Annotated in this window: 12 protein-coding genes, 2 tRNA genes and 1 other RNA gene; 3 read left to right on the forward strand and 12 right to left on the reverse strand. The window is 61.4% G+C overall.

Translation table 11 applies throughout. From position 1 onward, the window contains the following. Positions 1-195 precede the first annotated feature (195 nt). Positions 196-807, forward strand: a complete 612-nt coding sequence (locus AC2S2E_RS13245) for an FKBP-type peptidyl-prolyl cis-trans isomerase (RefSeq protein ID WP_486522658.1) — start codon at positions 196-198, stop codon at positions 805-807. Between the two features lie 6 nt (positions 808-813). On the opposite strand, the gene add is transcribed toward AC2S2E_RS13245, so the two are convergent. The 3 genes from add to AC2S2E_RS13260 form a co-directional block, all read right to left on the reverse strand. Then, on the reverse strand, positions 814-1,920 hold the full coding sequence (gene add, locus AC2S2E_RS13250) for an adenosine deaminase (protein ID WP_486522659.1): 1,107 nt from the start codon (positions 1,918-1,920) through the stop codon (positions 814-816). Positions 1,921-2,044: 124 nt separating this feature from the next. Further along, positions 2,045-2,130, reverse strand: a tRNA-Tyr gene (locus tag AC2S2E_RS13255). A gap of 228 nt (positions 2,131-2,358) precedes the next feature. Further along, a tRNA-Tyr gene (locus tag AC2S2E_RS13260) sits at positions 2,359-2,444 on the reverse strand. 167 nt (positions 2,445-2,611) lie between these two features. Between AC2S2E_RS13260 and rlmB the strand changes: the two genes are divergently transcribed. Next, positions 2,612-3,442, forward strand: coding sequence for a 23S rRNA (guanosine(2251)-2'-O)-methyltransferase RlmB (gene rlmB / locus AC2S2E_RS13265; RefSeq protein ID WP_476103665.1), 831 nt, complete (start codon positions 2,612-2,614; stop codon positions 3,440-3,442). Between the two features lie 112 nt (positions 3,443-3,554). Here the strand turns inward: rlmB and AC2S2E_RS13270 are convergent, their stop codons facing one another. The 8 genes from AC2S2E_RS13270 to AC2S2E_RS13305 all read right to left on the reverse strand — a co-directional run bounded on the left by AC2S2E_RS13270 (position 3,555) and on the right by AC2S2E_RS13305 (position 13,329). After that, complete coding sequence (locus AC2S2E_RS13270) at positions 3,555-3,827, reverse strand: HU family DNA-binding protein (protein ID WP_486522660.1); 273 nt, start codon at positions 3,825-3,827, stop codon at positions 3,555-3,557. Positions 3,828-4,058: 231 nt separating this feature from the next. Then, complete coding sequence (gene lon / locus AC2S2E_RS13275) at positions 4,059-6,500, reverse strand: endopeptidase La (protein ID WP_486522661.1); 2,442 nt, start codon at positions 6,498-6,500, stop codon at positions 4,059-4,061. A 196-nt stretch (positions 6,501-6,696) separates the two neighbouring features. Continuing rightward, positions 6,697-7,032 (reverse strand): YbaB/EbfC family nucleoid-associated protein, encoded by a 336-nt coding sequence (locus AC2S2E_RS13280; RefSeq protein ID WP_168604628.1) that lies wholly within the window; start codon positions 7,030-7,032, stop codon positions 6,697-6,699. Further along, positions 7,033-8,835: a DNA polymerase III subunit gamma/tau gene (locus AC2S2E_RS13285; protein ID WP_486522662.1), complete on the reverse strand. Its 1,803-nt coding sequence runs from the start codon at positions 8,833-8,835 to the stop codon at positions 7,033-7,035. Between the two features lie 269 nt (positions 8,836-9,104). Beyond that, an RNA gene (gene ffs / locus AC2S2E_RS13290) (signal recognition particle sRNA small type) lies at positions 9,105-9,199 on the reverse strand. A 48-nt stretch (positions 9,200-9,247) separates the two neighbouring features. Further along, positions 9,248-9,526, reverse strand: a complete 279-nt coding sequence (locus AC2S2E_RS13295) for an ETC complex I subunit (RefSeq protein WP_274173280.1) — start codon at positions 9,524-9,526, stop codon at positions 9,248-9,250. A 32-nt stretch (positions 9,527-9,558) separates the two neighbouring features. Next, the gene (hrpB, locus tag AC2S2E_RS13300) at positions 9,559-12,027 is read right to left on the reverse strand and encodes an ATP-dependent helicase HrpB (RefSeq protein ID WP_486522663.1); all 2,469 of its coding nucleotides are present in this window, start codon (positions 12,025-12,027) and stop codon (positions 9,559-9,561) included. Positions 12,028-12,297: 270 nt separating this feature from the next. Further along, positions 12,298-13,329, reverse strand: a complete 1,032-nt coding sequence (locus AC2S2E_RS13305) for a polyprenyl synthetase family protein (protein ID WP_476103655.1) — start codon at positions 13,327-13,329, stop codon at positions 12,298-12,300. A 74-nt stretch (positions 13,330-13,403) separates the two neighbouring features. Between AC2S2E_RS13305 and AC2S2E_RS13310 the strand changes: the two genes are divergently transcribed. Next, positions 13,404-13,724 carry a chorismate mutase gene (locus AC2S2E_RS13310; RefSeq protein WP_476103653.1) on the forward strand — a complete coding sequence of 107 codons (321 nt, stop codon included), beginning with the start codon at positions 13,404-13,406 and terminating at the stop codon, positions 13,722-13,724. 222 nt (positions 13,725-13,946) lie between these two features. Here AC2S2E_RS13310 and AC2S2E_RS13315 read toward each other — a convergent pair whose 3' ends face one another. Continuing rightward, positions 13,947-15,350 carry a sensor histidine kinase gene (locus AC2S2E_RS13315; protein WP_476103651.1) on the reverse strand — a complete coding sequence of 468 codons (1,404 nt, stop codon included), beginning with the start codon at positions 15,348-15,350 and terminating at the stop codon, positions 13,947-13,949. Positions 15,351-15,352: the final 2 nt, after the last annotated feature.

The raw sequence follows: 15,352 nt of genomic DNA on the forward strand, positions 1-15,352 counted from the left end.
GATTGTTCCTTATGCTGATCGTGCGGTGCTGACCCATTATGCCGTCACGACCATTGCCCCAAAGGACGGGTGGATTTCCCGAAATTTAACCATGAATTTCATCATCAACGACGATGGAGCGAACCAATCCTTCGCCCATAGGATTATGCGCCGCCGCCTTGATTGCGGGCGGGCATCCTGCCTATAGATTTGGCCATGACGCTTTCGTTCCGCGCTTTGTCGCCCCTCGCCCCGCTTGTGGTCCTGCCCATGCTGCTGGTCCCGCTCTCTCTTCAGGCCGCACCGGCGCGCAAGCCCGTCGCCAAGGCAGCGGCCAAACCCGCAACATCGGTGGTCAAGGCCACCAATGACATCATCCCCTTGCCGCTCAACCCGATCCTGCCCGCTGGCCAGCGTTTGTGCAGCGCCAAGACCGCCGATGGCCTTGGCTATACGATCCTGCGCGACGCCCCCGGCGCCAAGCCTGCGGCAGAGGATTACGTGCTGGTCAATTACATCGGCTATCTGGCGGCAACCGGCGCCGTGTTCGATCAGAACACCAAGGCCACCTTTCCGGTCAGCGGCGTGATCCCCGGTTTTTCCAAGGGGCTTCAGATGGTGGGCAAGAACGGCATCGCCCGCTTCTGCATCCCCGCCGCCATGGGTTATGGTTCGCAGGAAGCAGGCCCCATCCCGGCCAATTCCGATCTGGTGTTTCAGGTCGAGTTGATCGATTACAAGACCGCTGCCGAAATTGACGCCATCCGCAAGGCTCGCGCCGCTGCCTCAGAAGCTCCCGCCGCGCCGACTACGCCGCCCCAGCAATAAGCCCCGTTAGCTGGCGGCCTTCACATAGGCCGCCAGTTTGCCCAGCATCGCATCCTTGTCCGCCTGTGGCAGCCAAGCCGCCTCGAAACCATTGCGGGCGATGGTGATCAATTCGCTCTTGCTTAAACCGCTGCGATCGACTGCGCGGATCAACACATCGTTGATATACTCGCTGCCCATATAGGCTGGGTCGTCTGACGAGATCGTCACTTTCAACCCGGCATCCATCATCTTGCGCACGACATCGACGGGCGTTTCCATCCCCTTGCGCAACGTGCCGGAAAAGGTCGGGCATACGGTAAAGGAAATCCCCTTCTGCCGCGCGATGGTCACCAGTTCGGGCGATTGCACGATATTGCCACCATGGTCGATCCGGTCCACCTTCAGGTCCAGCAGCGCGGTGCGTATATGGCCCAGCGTATCTTCCTGATCGATGTCGCAATGGGCGGTAACATGCAAACCATTTGCCCGCGCCTTGGCGAAATGTTCGCGGAATTTTTCCGGCGGATTGCCCGCCTCATCGGAATCCAGCCCGACGCCGATCAGGTCGCTCTTGAACGCCAATCCGGCATCCAGAGCCTCCATCGCGCTTTGCGCCGACAGGTCGCGCACGAAGCACAGGATCAGTTGGGAACGAATGCCCAGTTTGGCCATCGCGTCGCGCCGCGCCCGCGTGATGCCGCCGATCACCACGCCCATCGGCACGCCGCGCTTCATATGCTCCTGCGGGTCAAAGAACATTTCGGTGTAGATTACATTCTGCGCCGCCGCCTTGCTCAGATAGGCATAGGCAAGATCGTAAAAGTCCTGCTCTTTGAGCAGCACCTTCATCCCGTCATAATAGATGGCCAGAAAGCTTGGCAGATCGTGATAGCGATAGCTGGCCTTCATCGCCGCCACATCGGCAAAGGGCAATTGCAACCCGTTGCGCCGCGCCAGAGCGAATTTCATCTCCGCCTCCAGCGTGCCCTCCAGATGGACGTGATATTCGGCCTTGGGCATGTCGACGATGAATTTGGCGATGGCCGGATCCTTGATCGGCGCCACCGCGCCCGCCCGGCCCATCATGGCCGCTGCACAAACCATACCCGTTGCAAAACCACGCCGATCCATATTTGCCCCTGTTGCCAAATCCGTTGGCGCCTGTGTCGACGCGGCGCGGCCACAGGTCAAACATGCTTTGTGCAACAGCCCATTACGGAAATGAGCGCACCGATTTTGCGGGGTAAAGCAACGGTGGTGGACAGGGCTAGATTCGAACTAGCGTACGCTTGCGCGGGCAGATTTACAGTCTGCTGCCTTTAACCACTCGGCCACCTGTCCACACCGTCAAACCTCTTTCAAGGCAATCAAGCTTGGGGGTCTCCCCCCAGAATGGCTCTGTTTGCACAGAGCCGTTCAGCCGAGGACCGCGCCTATGGGCATGTTGAATGCGTCTGTCAACATGCCAAAATTGCGTGTCGGAAATAGGCTGTTGAAAAATACCTCTGTGACGGACACGCATGACGAGCCGCTAAAAAGCGCATGATTCTCATGGGAAGTTTGTAACGGTGGTGGACAGGGCTAGATTCGAACTAGCGTACGCTCTCGCGGGCAGATTTACAGTCTGCTGCCATTAACCACTCGGCCACCTGTCCACACCGTCAAACCTCTTACGAGGCAATCAAGCCTGGGGGTTTCCCCCCGAAAGGCCCCTTTTTGCGGGGCCGTTCAGCCGAGGACCGCGCCTATGCGGATCTTGCCCTTGCCTGTCAACACTCGAATTGGCAAAGGCGGGGAAATTTTTACGAGAAAGGACAATTTCATGAGCCGCCACAGCGACGACGACACTCCCCAAAGCGGGCGTGGAAAAGGCAAGGCGCTGCGTGGCCGCGCGGGGCGGAACAAGGGCGGCCGCGGTTCTGGCCGCGCCAGCGCGGGCGCGGTGCGCCTGTGGGGCCATCATGCCGTCGAAGCCGCGCTGAAGAATCCCGACCGTCGCCACCGTAAATTGTGGGCCACGCGTGAAGCCATCGCGAATCTGGATGGCGAGTTGCCCGCTGATTTCACGGTCGAATATGCGCAGGCCGCCGATCTGGGTCGCCTTGTCGCGCGCGATGCGCCGCATCAGGGGCTGGTTCTGGAATGCGACGGGTTGGAGGATATCTATCTCGATGACGTGCTGGATGGCGATCCCTCGCGTCCGGTCATCGTGCTGGATCAGGTGACCGATCCGCACAATGTCGGGGCCATCCTGCGTTCCGCCGCCGCCTTCAATGCGGCCTGTATCGTCACCCAGGACCGCCACGCGCCACCCGAATCGGGCACGCTTGCCAAGTCGGCCAGCGGCGCTCTGGAAATCGTGCCATGGGTCCGCGTGGTCAATCTGGCCCGCGCGCTCGAAGAAATCGCCGAGGCCGGTTATTGGCGCATCGGCCTTGCCGGTGAGGCCGATGCCACCTTGTCGCAGGCCATGACCGCCGGCCCCGTCGCATTGGTGTTGGGCGCCGAAGGCGAAGGCATGCGCCAGAACATTGCACAGCATTGCGACGCGCTGGCCCGCCTGCCCATCAGCGAAGCGATGGAATCGCTCAACGTGTCCAACGCCGCCGCCATCGCGCTTTACGCCGTGGCCACGCGTGAGGGTGAGGAATAAGCCCCCTTTACCCGACCAACAAAAACGCCGCCCGGAGCAATCCGAGGCGGCGTTTTTCTTTCTGCTTATGGCTGCGAGGCGGTTCAGCCATTCAGCAGTCAGGCGCCGGTGATCAGTTCACCGCGTCCTTCAGGCCCTTGCCAGCCTTGAACTTGGGCTGGGCCGAGGCCGAAATTGCCAGAGGCTCACCGGTGCGGGGGTTGCGGCCGGTCGAAGCCTTGCGCTTGGCCACCGAAAAAGTGCCAAAGCCCACGAGGCGAACTTCGTCGCCCGACTTCAGAGCAGCAGTGATAGCATCGAACACGCCTTCGACGGCCTTGGTCGCATCGTTGCGGGTAAGGCCGCTGGCTTCGGCAACAGCGCCGATCAGTTCGTTCTTATTCATTTGGGTACCCCCAGAAAGGACGTTGAAAAATGTCTGTTTGAGTCGCCTCGACAGCGGGCGGAATTGAGCGATTTTTAAACGCCCTGTCAAAGCGAAATACGGTTAAAAACCCGCAATTATCCCCGAGAATACGGGGATTTTCGACGAAGCGAGATAGAAATCATCCCATCGCACATCAAGCGCATTCCGCGACCCGGATGACACATCCGAGTCGCGGCGTTGCAGCAATTATCAGTGTGCAGTCGCAGTAGAAGGCGCCGAGCCACCCGCCGGGGCCGCGCCGGGCTGGCTGGCCAGGTCGTCGGCTTCGGTCCATTCGATCGCCTGCGGCACTTCGGCCAACGCGCGGGCCAGAACCTGATCGACATGGCTGACCGGCACGATCTCAAGACCTTCGCGGATATTGGCCGGGATCTCGGCCAGATCCTTGGCGTTCTCTTCGGGGATCAACACGGTCTTGATGCCGCCGCGAAGGGCGGCAAGCAACTTTTCCTTGAGGCCGCCAATCGCCAGAACGCGACCGCGCAACGTGACTTCGCCCGTCATCGCCACATCGGCGCGCACCGGAATGCCCGTCAGCGTGGAAACCATGGCCGTGACCATGCCAATGCCCGCCGACGGTCCATCCTTGGGCACCGCGCCTTCGGGCAAGTGGATGTGCAGATCCTTGCGGTTGAAGATCGAAGGCTTGATCCCATAAGCAGGCGCGCGGGCCTTTACGAAGGAGAACGCCATCTGGACGCTCTCGCTCATGACCTCGCCCAGCTTGCCGGTGGTCTTGACCGCGCCCTTGCCCGGCACAGTCACGCTTTCGATGGTCAGCAATTCGCCGCCCACCTCGGTCCATGCCAGACCCGTCACCGCGCCAATCTGGTTTTCCTCGTCCGAAACGCCATGGCGGAATTTGCGGACACCGGCAAAATCAGCCAGGTTTTCGGGCGTGATTACCACGCTCTTTTCCTTGCCTTCCAGTATCTTGCGCAGGCTCTTGCGGGCCAGACGGGCAACTTCGCGCTCCAACGTACGCACGCCCGCCTCACGGGTGTAATAGCGGATCAGGTCGCGCAAACCACCTTCGGTCAGCGTGAACTCGCCCTTCTTCAACCCATGGGCTTCGACCTGCTTGCGTACCAGATGGCGCTCGGCAATCTCGACCTTTTCATCCTCCGTGTAACCTTCCAGACGGATGATCTCCATACGGTCCAGCAGCGGCTGGGGCAGGTTCAGGCTGTTGGCCGTGCAGACGAACATGATGTCCGACAGATCAATGTCCAGTTCCAGATAGTGATCCTGGAACTTGGCATTCTGTTCCGGGTCCAGCACTTCGAGCAGCGCCGAGGCCGGATCGCCGCGGAAATCCTGCCCCAGCTTGTCAATCTCGTCGAGCAGGAACAGCGGATTGCTCGTCCCCGCCTTTTTCAGATTGGACACGATCTTGCCCGGCATAGAGCCGATATAGGTCCGGCGGTGGCCGCGGATTTCGGCCTCATCACGCACGCCGCCCAGCGATTGCCGGATAAATTCGCGCCCGCAAGCCTTGGCGATGCTCTTGCCCAGCGAGGTTTTGCCCACGCCCGGCGGGCCGACGAGGCACAGGATCGGACCTTTGAGCTTGTTGGTCCGCGCCTGCACCGCCAGATATTCGATGATGCGGTCCTTGACCTTGTCCAGAGCATAGTGATCGGCATCGAGAACGGCCTGCGCCGCGCCAATGTCCTTCTTCAACTTGCTCTTCTTGCCCCAAGGCAGGCCCAGCAGCACATCGAGATAATTGCGCACGACGGTCGCCTCGGCGCTCATCGGCTGCATGGTCTTCAGCTTCTTGAGTTCCGTCTCGGCCTTGGTCCGCGCTTCCTTGGAGAGCTTGAGCTTGTTGATGCGCTCTTGCAGCTCGGCGATTTCGTTCGCCCCGCTTTCATCGCCGCCGCCCAACTCGCTCTGGATCGCCTTCAACTGTTCGTTGAGGTAATATTCGCGCTGGGTCTTTTCCATCTGGCGCTTGACGCGGCCACGGATACGGCGCTCAACCTGCAAAACGCCCAGTTCGCCTTCCATGAAGCCATAGACCATTTCCAGCCGCTTCAACGGATCGGTTTCCGACAGCAGGGCCTGCTTGTCGGCCACCTTGGCGCTGATATGGCTGGCGATCTGATCGGCCAGAGCCGAGGCATCCTCGATCTCGGAAAGCTGATCGCCCGCATCCTGCGAGAGTTTCTTGTTCAGCTTGGCATATTCGCCGAACTGATCGACCACGCTGCGCATCATGGCGGCGACTTCCGGCCCTTCGGCCTCGGCGCTTTCCACCGGCGCCAGTTCGGCGCGCAGCATCTCGTCTTCCTCGGTCAAGGCGACCATGCGGGCGCGACGCGTGCCCTCGACCAGAACGCGCACCGTGCCGTCCGGCAATTTCAGCAATTGCAGCACCGTCGCCACCACGCCGACATCATAGAGATCATCGGCATGCGGATCATCGCAACCCGGATCAAGCTGGGCAAGCAGAAAGATATCCTTGTCGCCCGCCATTGCGGCTTCAAGCGCGGCCACCGATTTTTCGCGGCCCACAAACAGCGGCACAACCATGCCGGGAAATACCACAATATCGCGCAGCGGCAGCATGGGCAGCAGCGAAGGCAGCGGCTGGATCTCATTCGAGGGAGTGTTCTCGTCGGTCATAATCTTCCATTCGGGTTGCGCCCAAGAACGGCGGCCCTGCGTTGTTTTTGAGGATATGGGGAGCAGATGCGCGCGGCGCAATGGGGAAAAAGAGCCAACTTATGCCCAGCCTTCAAAATCAAAGGCCCCGCATCACGGCCCCGGCGGCAAAACCGGGTCAGGATGCAGGGCCTTTCGGCGGATTTTTCTGCAGGGATCAGAACGGCAGCTTGAAGCCCGGCGGCAGGCCCATGCCGCTCTGCGCCTTGGCCAGTTCGGCCCCGGCGACTTCGTCCGCCTTGGCGCGGGCGTCATTAAAAGCGGCCGCGATCAAGTCTTCCAGAATGCCCTTGTCGGCGGGCACCAACAGGCTGTCATCGACCGAAACGCCAATCACCCTGCCCTTGGCGCTGGCGCGGATCTTGACCAGACCGCCGCCCGCGCTGCCTTCGACTTCAAGCGAATCCAGCTTGGACTGGGTTTCGTTCATCTGCTTCTGGATCGTTTCGGCGGCCTGCTGGGCGGCCTTGATCATTTCTTCCATCGACTTCATCTATCGGCTCCCATAGGACTGGCGGCGCTGAAAACCGCCAGATTGTCCTTCATCGGTAATGTCCTGCGCCCCGGGAAAAGCGGCCAATGCCGCCTGCATCAAGGGCGATTCCTGTCGCTGCGCCACCTGCGCATCGCGGGCCTTGGCGTCAACCTCCATCAAAGTCGGCGCGCCGCCTTCGCTGCGCTGCTCAACTTCCCACAGATCGCCCGTCACCTCACGCAAAATCTTGCTCAGGTCATCGACGATATTCATGGCAAAGCCCGGCGCCTGTTGAAACACCAGTCGCGCCGGCGCCAGTTCAATCACCCGAACCTGTCCACGCATCATCGCCCCCATCGGGATAGAGTAATGTTCGACATGCTCGACCAACTGCTTCCAATCCATTGCGGGGGCTGCGGATTGCGGAGCGTCCTGACCGGGCGCAGAAGATGCGGCCTGTGCGGGCATGGCGACAGCCTGCGCCGCCAAACTTTCCAGCTTTTTCACCAATTGCCCCGGATCGGGCATATCGGCCGCATGCAGGCATCGCAGCAACGCCATTTCCGCCGCCACCAAAGGCGCAGGCGCGGTCTTCACCTCGTCATGCCCCTTGATCAGCAATTGCCAAAGGCGGTGCAATTGGCCCGGTTGCAGACGCTTGGCCCAGTCCTCGATAGTCTTGCGCTCGTCCTCTGACACGGCTTTGACTTCGCCGCGCCCGACCTGCGCCACGGTGATGCGATGGGTAATGTCCATCGCGCTGCGCATCAGGTTGATCGGTTCGACCCCCAGCGCAAATTGCGCCGCCACCAGATCGAGCAACCCGGCCCCGTCCCCGCCCAGCAAGGCCGCAAACAATTTGCGCTGCACGCTCTTGTCGGCAAGGCCCAGCATTTCACGCACGCTCTCGGCAGTGACGTTGGTGTGTTCGGAATCGCTGGCCAGATCGGCATGGGCAATCGCCTGATCAAGGATCGACAGGCCATCGCGCGCCGAACCCTCGGCGGCCTCTGCAATCATGCTCAGCGCCTCGGCCTCGATGGCCACGCCTTCCTTTTCGCAGATCGAGCCGAAATGTTCCGCCAGCAATTTGGCGGGAATACGTTTCAGATCAAACCTTTGGCACCGGGACAGCACCGTAATTGGCAACTTGTCGACCTCGGTGGTGGCAAAAAGGAACTTCACATGTGCAGGCGGCTCCTCAAGAGTCTTGAGCAACGCATTGAAAGCATTGCGCGAAAGCATGTGAACTTCGTCGATGATATAGATCTTGTAACGCGCCGAAACCGCCGCATAGCGCACCGCCTCGATGATCTCGCGAACATCGTCCACGCCGGTATGGCTGGCGGCGTCCATTTCGATCACGTCAATATGGCGGCCCTCGGCAATCGCCACGCAAGGCTCACACACGCCGCAAGGCGAAATCGTCGGACCACCCTTGCCATCCGCCCCCACGCAATTGAGCGCCTTGGCAATCAGGCGCGCGGTGGATGTTTTGCCCACCCCGCGGATGCCGGTCATCAAAAACGCATGGGCCAGCCGGTCCCGCTTGATCGCATTGGCCAGCGTCTGGACCATCGCATCCTGACCGATCAACTCGGCAAAGGTCTGCGAACGATATTTGCGCGCCAACACGCGATAGGGCTGCGCCGAAACGACCGGCGCGGATGTTGGGGCCGGTTCGGGCGCGCCGAACATGCTTTCCTGCCCCGCTTCCTCTAATTCAGCCGCGCTGGGTTGCGCTTCCGGCGCATCATCATCCCACGGCAGATCATCGCCGTCATCGTCGCCGCCAAACATGTCCGAGGAATCAGTCATCATGTCTGTCTAACTAGGGCTTGGGGTGAAGAAGGGAAGGACAAATGCGAGGGACTCGTCCCTCGCGCTCCCATTAGTGTCATCGTTGCGTATCTGGTTCAGCCGATACGCTAAGTTTGCCGCGCCGCAGGCATTATCAATATAGCCTGTGGCGCGGTAACCCTAGCGCCACCCCAAAATGGGATTGCAAAGGGTCTAGACCCTTTGCCCGCCAGAGGCATAAATCCCCAACCGCAAACACAAAAAAACCAGCCCGAAAGCTGGTTCTTTGTAACGTAGGAGCCGGCCGACCCGCGGCAATTCCGTTGTGGCTGCTTCCTTCCGGACCTGACCAGGTTGGCGGACGCAACGTCCGACCGACTCCCGGAGCGGCCTATGGCGAGGCTTGCCAAACTTGGCAAGCCCCCTTTGTCACTTAACGGAAATTATCCGCGTAAGCCTGCAGCTTGAGACGACGCGGCGGGGTGGCGTGGATGGTGGCCACGATGCCATGCTTGTCGGCATAGGCCTTGGCTTCGTCCAGCGAGGCAAATTTCAGGCTCACCTGATTTTGCGTGTCGGCGCTGCCGGGCCAACCCATCAGGGGGTCGGGACGACGGGCTTCGTTCGGGGCGAATTCGAGGATCCACTGGTCCAGCAGGGCCTTGCCGGACTGCATGGCGTTCTTCGGGCGCTGAAAGATACGTGCGGTCATGCGATTGCCATGCCAGCGAATCGCGCCATAAATCAAGTGCGACCTTTGCCTTCGCTGCGGTTTTTGCCCGCTTCGAATGCGTTTTTCGTCTTCAGACTGGGGTCTTCGGCCCATGGCTCGTCGGGCCAGCGGTGTTTGGGGTATCGCCCCTTCATATCCTTGACCACATCGCGCCAACTTCCCCCCCAGAATCCCGGCAAATCCAGCGTCGTCTGGATCGGCTTTCCGCCCGGCGAAGTCAGCAGCAAACGCAGCGGCTGGGGTGGGTTGCCAAAGGTCGGGTGCCGCTCCAGCCCAAAAAGCGCCTGGACGCGCACCTCGATGCTGGGGCCGCCTGCATCGTCATAGTCGATGGGATGGCTGCTGCCCGCCGGACTGCGGAATTCCGAGGGGACCAAACGGTCGAGCGTCTGTTTTCCATCCCAACCCAATCGGTCCAGCAAGGCCTGATGCAGGGCGCCCGCCTCCACCGAATCGAGGCGGCGTTTAAGATGCGGCCCCGCCCAATCCTCAAGCTCGGCCAGCAAGGCGTCCTCGCCCAAGGCTTCGAATCCGGCAAAGCGCGCGCGCTTCAACAGGTTCAGGCTGGCCTTGCCCAATGGCAAAATCCCCAATCCTTCAGCCCTGATCCGGTCGCACAGAAAGGCCGTCATCGCCGCCGGGTCCGGCTTGGGATCGCTGCCCCGCGCAAAAACGAACGCGCCAAGGCGGCGTTCCAGCAAAGCCTCGACCCGGCGTTCGTCAGCCACCCATCGCAAGGTCGACCGCCGCTCGATCCGGTGCGCCAGATGCTCCACCACCTCGGCCTCGGTCAGGGCGATGGCGCCGGTAATCCGCGCGCCCTTGGCCGACCCCTGCGCTTCACCCACGGCCAGATATTCGCTGCGTGCCAAGGATGAGAGCGGGTCAAGAACCAGCCCCCTGCCCCCGGCGGCAAGCCATTCCTCGCCGCTGGCATCGCGCCTTTTGGCCAGATTGTCGGGAAAACCTTCCGCCAGCAAAACGCCCGCAGGCGGTGCCTCACCGGCCAGCCGAGGCACCAGTTTTTCGGCGCGTTTGCCCCATTGCCTTGCCATTTGGCGCGCGGCCTCGGCCTTTGGCGAGCGATCCGTGCGCCAACGATCCAGCCGTGCCAGCAAATCCTCGCCGCGCCCGCCAAGGCCCCGCTCCTGCAACAGAAAGGCCAGCATCGCCGCAGTTTCCCCCGCCCCGCGCGCCGCGCCATAGAGCAACATATGCGCCTGTTCCGGCCCCATCGGCAGACTGGCCATCGCGCGGCCATGATCCGTGATGCGATCGCCCTCCAACGCGCCAAGGCTGGAAAGTTTCGCCCGCGCCGCCGCCATGGCCGCCGCCGGAGGAGGATCAATCCACGCCATCGCCCCCGGATCAAGCGTCCCCCACTGCGCCAAAGCCAGAGTAAAAGGCGCCAGATCGCTGGTCAGCATTTCGGGCGGATCAAAGGCGGGGCGGCCCGCATGGGCGGCCTCTTCCCATAAGCGATAGGCAACGCCCGGCCCCTGACGCGCGGCGCGGCCCGCCCGCTGGGCGGCGGCGGCCTGAGACGAACGCGTGGTGATAAGGCGGGTTACGCCTGCGGCCTTGTCATATTCCGGGCGGCGCGACAGGCCGCAATCAACCACCACCGACACGCCATCCAGCGTCAGCGAGGTTTCCGCAATGCTGGTGGCCAGCACGATACGGCGGCGTCCATCCGGATCGCGGCGAATGGCGGCGCGCTGTGCCTGGGGTTCACATTGGCCGTGCAGGGGCAGGATAGGCGTGGCTTTCAACCGCTCCTCCAGCTTTTCCCCCACGCGGGTAATTTCCCCGACGCCGGGCAGAAAGGCCAGAATGTCACCACTTTCCTCGCGCCAAGCCGTCAGGATGGCGCTGACCATCTGCTCATCCATACGCGCCTCTGCCCGCGCGCCAAGCCAGCGGATGGTAAGCGGCCATGCGCGCCCCTCGCTCTCAATCACCGGCGTATCGGGGCCGAGCAAGGCGGCAAACCGTTCACCGTCGATGGTGGCCGACATCGGGATGATGCGCAGGTCGTCGCGCAAAACTTGCTGACACTCGACAGCAAGAGCCAAGCCTAAGTCACTGTCAAGATTGCGCTCATGCGCCTCGTCGAACAAAACGGCGGAAATGCCGGACAGTTCAGGATCGGCCAGAATGGTCGCAACAAAAATCGCCTCGGTCACCACCAGAATGCGGGTCTTGGCCGATTGTTTGCTGTCCAAACGGGTCAGGTAGCCCACCGTCTCCCCCGCCTTCTCGCCCATCATTTCGGCCATACGCTCAGCCGCAGCGCGGGCGGCGACACGTCGAGGGGACAGCAGGATAACCTTGCCATCGCACCACGCCTCGCGGATCAGGGCGGGCGCCACGCTTGTCGTCTTACCCGCACCGGGCGGCGCGATCAAAACCGCGTTGGGCCGATGGCGCAGGACGGCGAGCAAGTCGGGAAGGACGGCATGGATGGGCAGGTCTGACACAGGTTTGCGTCTTATGGATTTTGCAGGAAAAGGGAAGTGGGGCGCCAGCGGCGGATTTTAGTTGCCTCCGGCGGGCAAAGGGACACGGTCCCTTTGCAATCCCGTTATGGGGTGGCGCCAAGTGTGCAGTGAAGCGCTCTAGTCGGCGAAGCGGTTGATAAAGCCTGCGGCGCGACAAGGTTGCGCAAGGATGGTCGGGCGCACAACAATGACAGTATCGGGATTGCAAAGGGACCGGGTCCCTTTGCCCGCCGGAGGCCAACCTACCTCTTAATACCGCCGCGCCACCGAAAACAGCGCCGCTTCTTCCAACGCCGAACGCATTTCGCCCGCGGGGAAGATGCTCAAAGCATCAATCGCCTTTTGCGCATAATCAGCAGCGCGCTGACGTGTGGCCTCAACCGTGCCGTGGCGGGCGATGATGGCGATGGCTTCGGCCAGATCCTCGTCCTCGGCGCGGAAACCGGCGATGGCGTCGCGCCAAAACTGCTTTTCTTCCTCGGTCCCGGCGGCATAGGCCAGGATCACCGGCAAGGTCATCTTGCCATCGCGGAAATCATCGCCCTTGCCCTTGCCCATTTCGGCGGCTTCGGAATCATAGTCGATGGCATCGTCCACCAACTGGAACGCCACGCCAAGGTAGCGGCCATAATCGTCGAGCGCCTGCTCTTCGGCATCGCTGCGCCCAGCAACAACCGCCGAGATGCGGCAGGCAGCGGCAAACAGCGCGGCGGTCTTGGCGGCGATGATCGAGAGGTAATGTTCTTCGCTCGTCTCGATCTTGCGCTGGGCGGTCAACTGATCGACCTCACCCTCGGCAATGATCGAAGATGCGCGCGAGAGGATGTCCAGCACCCGCAGCGAACCGGCCTCAACCATCAATTCAAACGAACGGCTGAACAGATAGTCGCCCACCAGCACCGTGGCGGGATTGCCATAGATAATATTGGCCGCCGCCTTGCCCCGACGCAGGTCGGAACCATCGACCACGTCATCATGCAGCAGAGTCGCGGTGTGAATGAACTCCACCGCCGCGGCCAGAGCATATTGCGCGCCGCCAGTGTAGCCGACCAGATCCGCCGCCGCGACGGTCAACATCGGGCGCAGGCGCTTGCCTCCGCTCGAAATCAAATGGCCGGCAAGTTGCGGGATCAGCGGGATCTCGCTTTCCATCCGGCTGAGAATCACAGCATTGACCTCGTCCATCCCCTTGGCGGTCAGTGCCAGCAAAGGGTCGATCGAGGGCTGAGGCGCATCCATAGGCGCCGCGCGTTCAGTCATGGAAACGGGTTGGGCAGTCATCGAGCCCGCATTGCGCCGCATCCCGCATAAAGGCAAGGCTGGAATCGACCATTGTCTCATGCTAGCGGCGCTTTATGGTTGAAACGTCACATCAGGGCAGCATCGTTGCCACCACCGATCCGGTTCTGGCCTCTTTCCGGTCGAGCATCGACAATATCGATGCCGCGCTGATTCACATTCTGGCCGAACGTTTCCGCATCACCAAGGCCGTTGGCGAATATAAAGCCACCCACACCCTGCCCGCCAGCGATCCGGGGCGCGAAGAACGCCAGATCGCCCGCCTGCGCAAACTGGCCGAGGATGCGCAGCTTGATCCCGATTTTGGCGAGAAATTCCTGCGCTTCATCATTGATGAAGTGATCCGGCATCATGAGAAAGCCAAGTTGGGCGAGTAAGGGGTTTTTAAGGAGTTTTGCCTCCGGCGGACAAAGGGCGGGTGCCCTTTGCAATCCCGTTATGGGGTGGCGTTTGGATCGCCGGGATTCGCCAATCCGCGAAGCGGTTTATCAAGCCTGCGGCGAGGCGACGTTGCTCGAGGATGATCAGACGCACGCCGATGACAGTATCGGTATCGCAAAGGGCCACCGCCCTTTGCCCGCCGGAGGCAAACTTGCGTTCTACCCCCGCGCTCTGGGCAACCGCAACTTCACCAACAACCCGCCCAAATCCTCACTCTCGGCCAATTCAACATTGCCGCCATAGATTTCGGCAACATCGCGCACGATAGCCAGCCCAAGCCCCGTCCCCGGCTTGCCCGTATCCAGACGCGCGCCACGGTCGAAAATACGGGTGCGTTCGGCCTCTGGAATACCCATCCCGTCATCCTCGACCCAGATTTCGACCAATTCGCCCTTCGCGCCAACGTCCAGTGTAACGAAAACGCTGCCACCGCCATATTTTGCCGCATTTTCAATCAGATTGCCGAGCAGATCATCCAGATCCTGCCGCTCGATGGCGACCTGTGCGTCATGCGACCCGTCGAGGTCAAAGCGGGTTTCGGGATAGAGTCGCTCCACCGCGCGCATGACGGATTTGGCGGCGTCCCATACAGGCGTGCGCGCCTGCCCTGCGCCGCGTCGGCCAACCGCGCGCGCGCGGGCGAGGTGGTGTTCGACCTGACGCCGCATCACCGCCGTTTCACGCACCACCGATTCGGCCAGGTCATCCTCCTTCGCCTGCGCCGCATTGAGCAGCACCGTCAGAGGCGTCTTGAGCGCATGGGCCAGATTGCCCGCATGGGTCCGCGCTTCTTCAGCCTGCCTCTCATTATGCGAGAGCAAGTCATTGAGTTCCTGTACCAAAGGCTGAACCTCAACCGGCAAGGGATCATTGACCCGGTTGGCCCCCGTGTTGCGCATATGGGCAATGGCCAGCCGAACCCGGCGCAGCGGCGAAAGCCCGTACCAGCTTTGAATCGCCGCCATCAGCACAAGGCCAAGCCCCAGCACCAGAAAGCTGTCGATCAGGATCGAGCGAATGCGGTGGATCTGCGCGTCCAATTCGTGCCGGCTTTCCGCCACCACGAACCACCACGTCGTATTGCTGCCCGGCAGGATGATCGAGCGTTCCATGATGCGCAGAGGCTCGCCCGAAAACTGATTCGAATCGTAGATATGCGCCTGCGTATCATTGTGATTCGCATCAACTTTCAGCGTGCGATCCCAAAGCGAACGGCTGGGAAAATCCTCGTGCCCCTTGCCGGTGATCTGCCAATAAAGGCCGCTGTTGGGTTCCAGAAAGCGTTGATCGCCAAGGGGACGGTTGAAGAAGACTTCACCATCCGGGCCGATTTCCGCGCTGCCGATCATGCCGGTCAGCATATAGCCCAATTGTTCGTCGAAATTGCGCGTGACCATCGCGGTCATCGCCCGGTCCAGCGCCAGCCCCCCGGCCAGCAGCAGCACCAAAATCCAGCCCACCGCAATCAGCATCATACGCCGCGCGAGGCTGCCGGTATATTTCACCCGGTCAACCTTGCGCGTTTCGGTATCTGATGCCTCATGCCCTTGGGCGCTGGCCATCG

It is taken from the genome of Novosphingobium sp. 550D, from assembly GCF_057401885.1.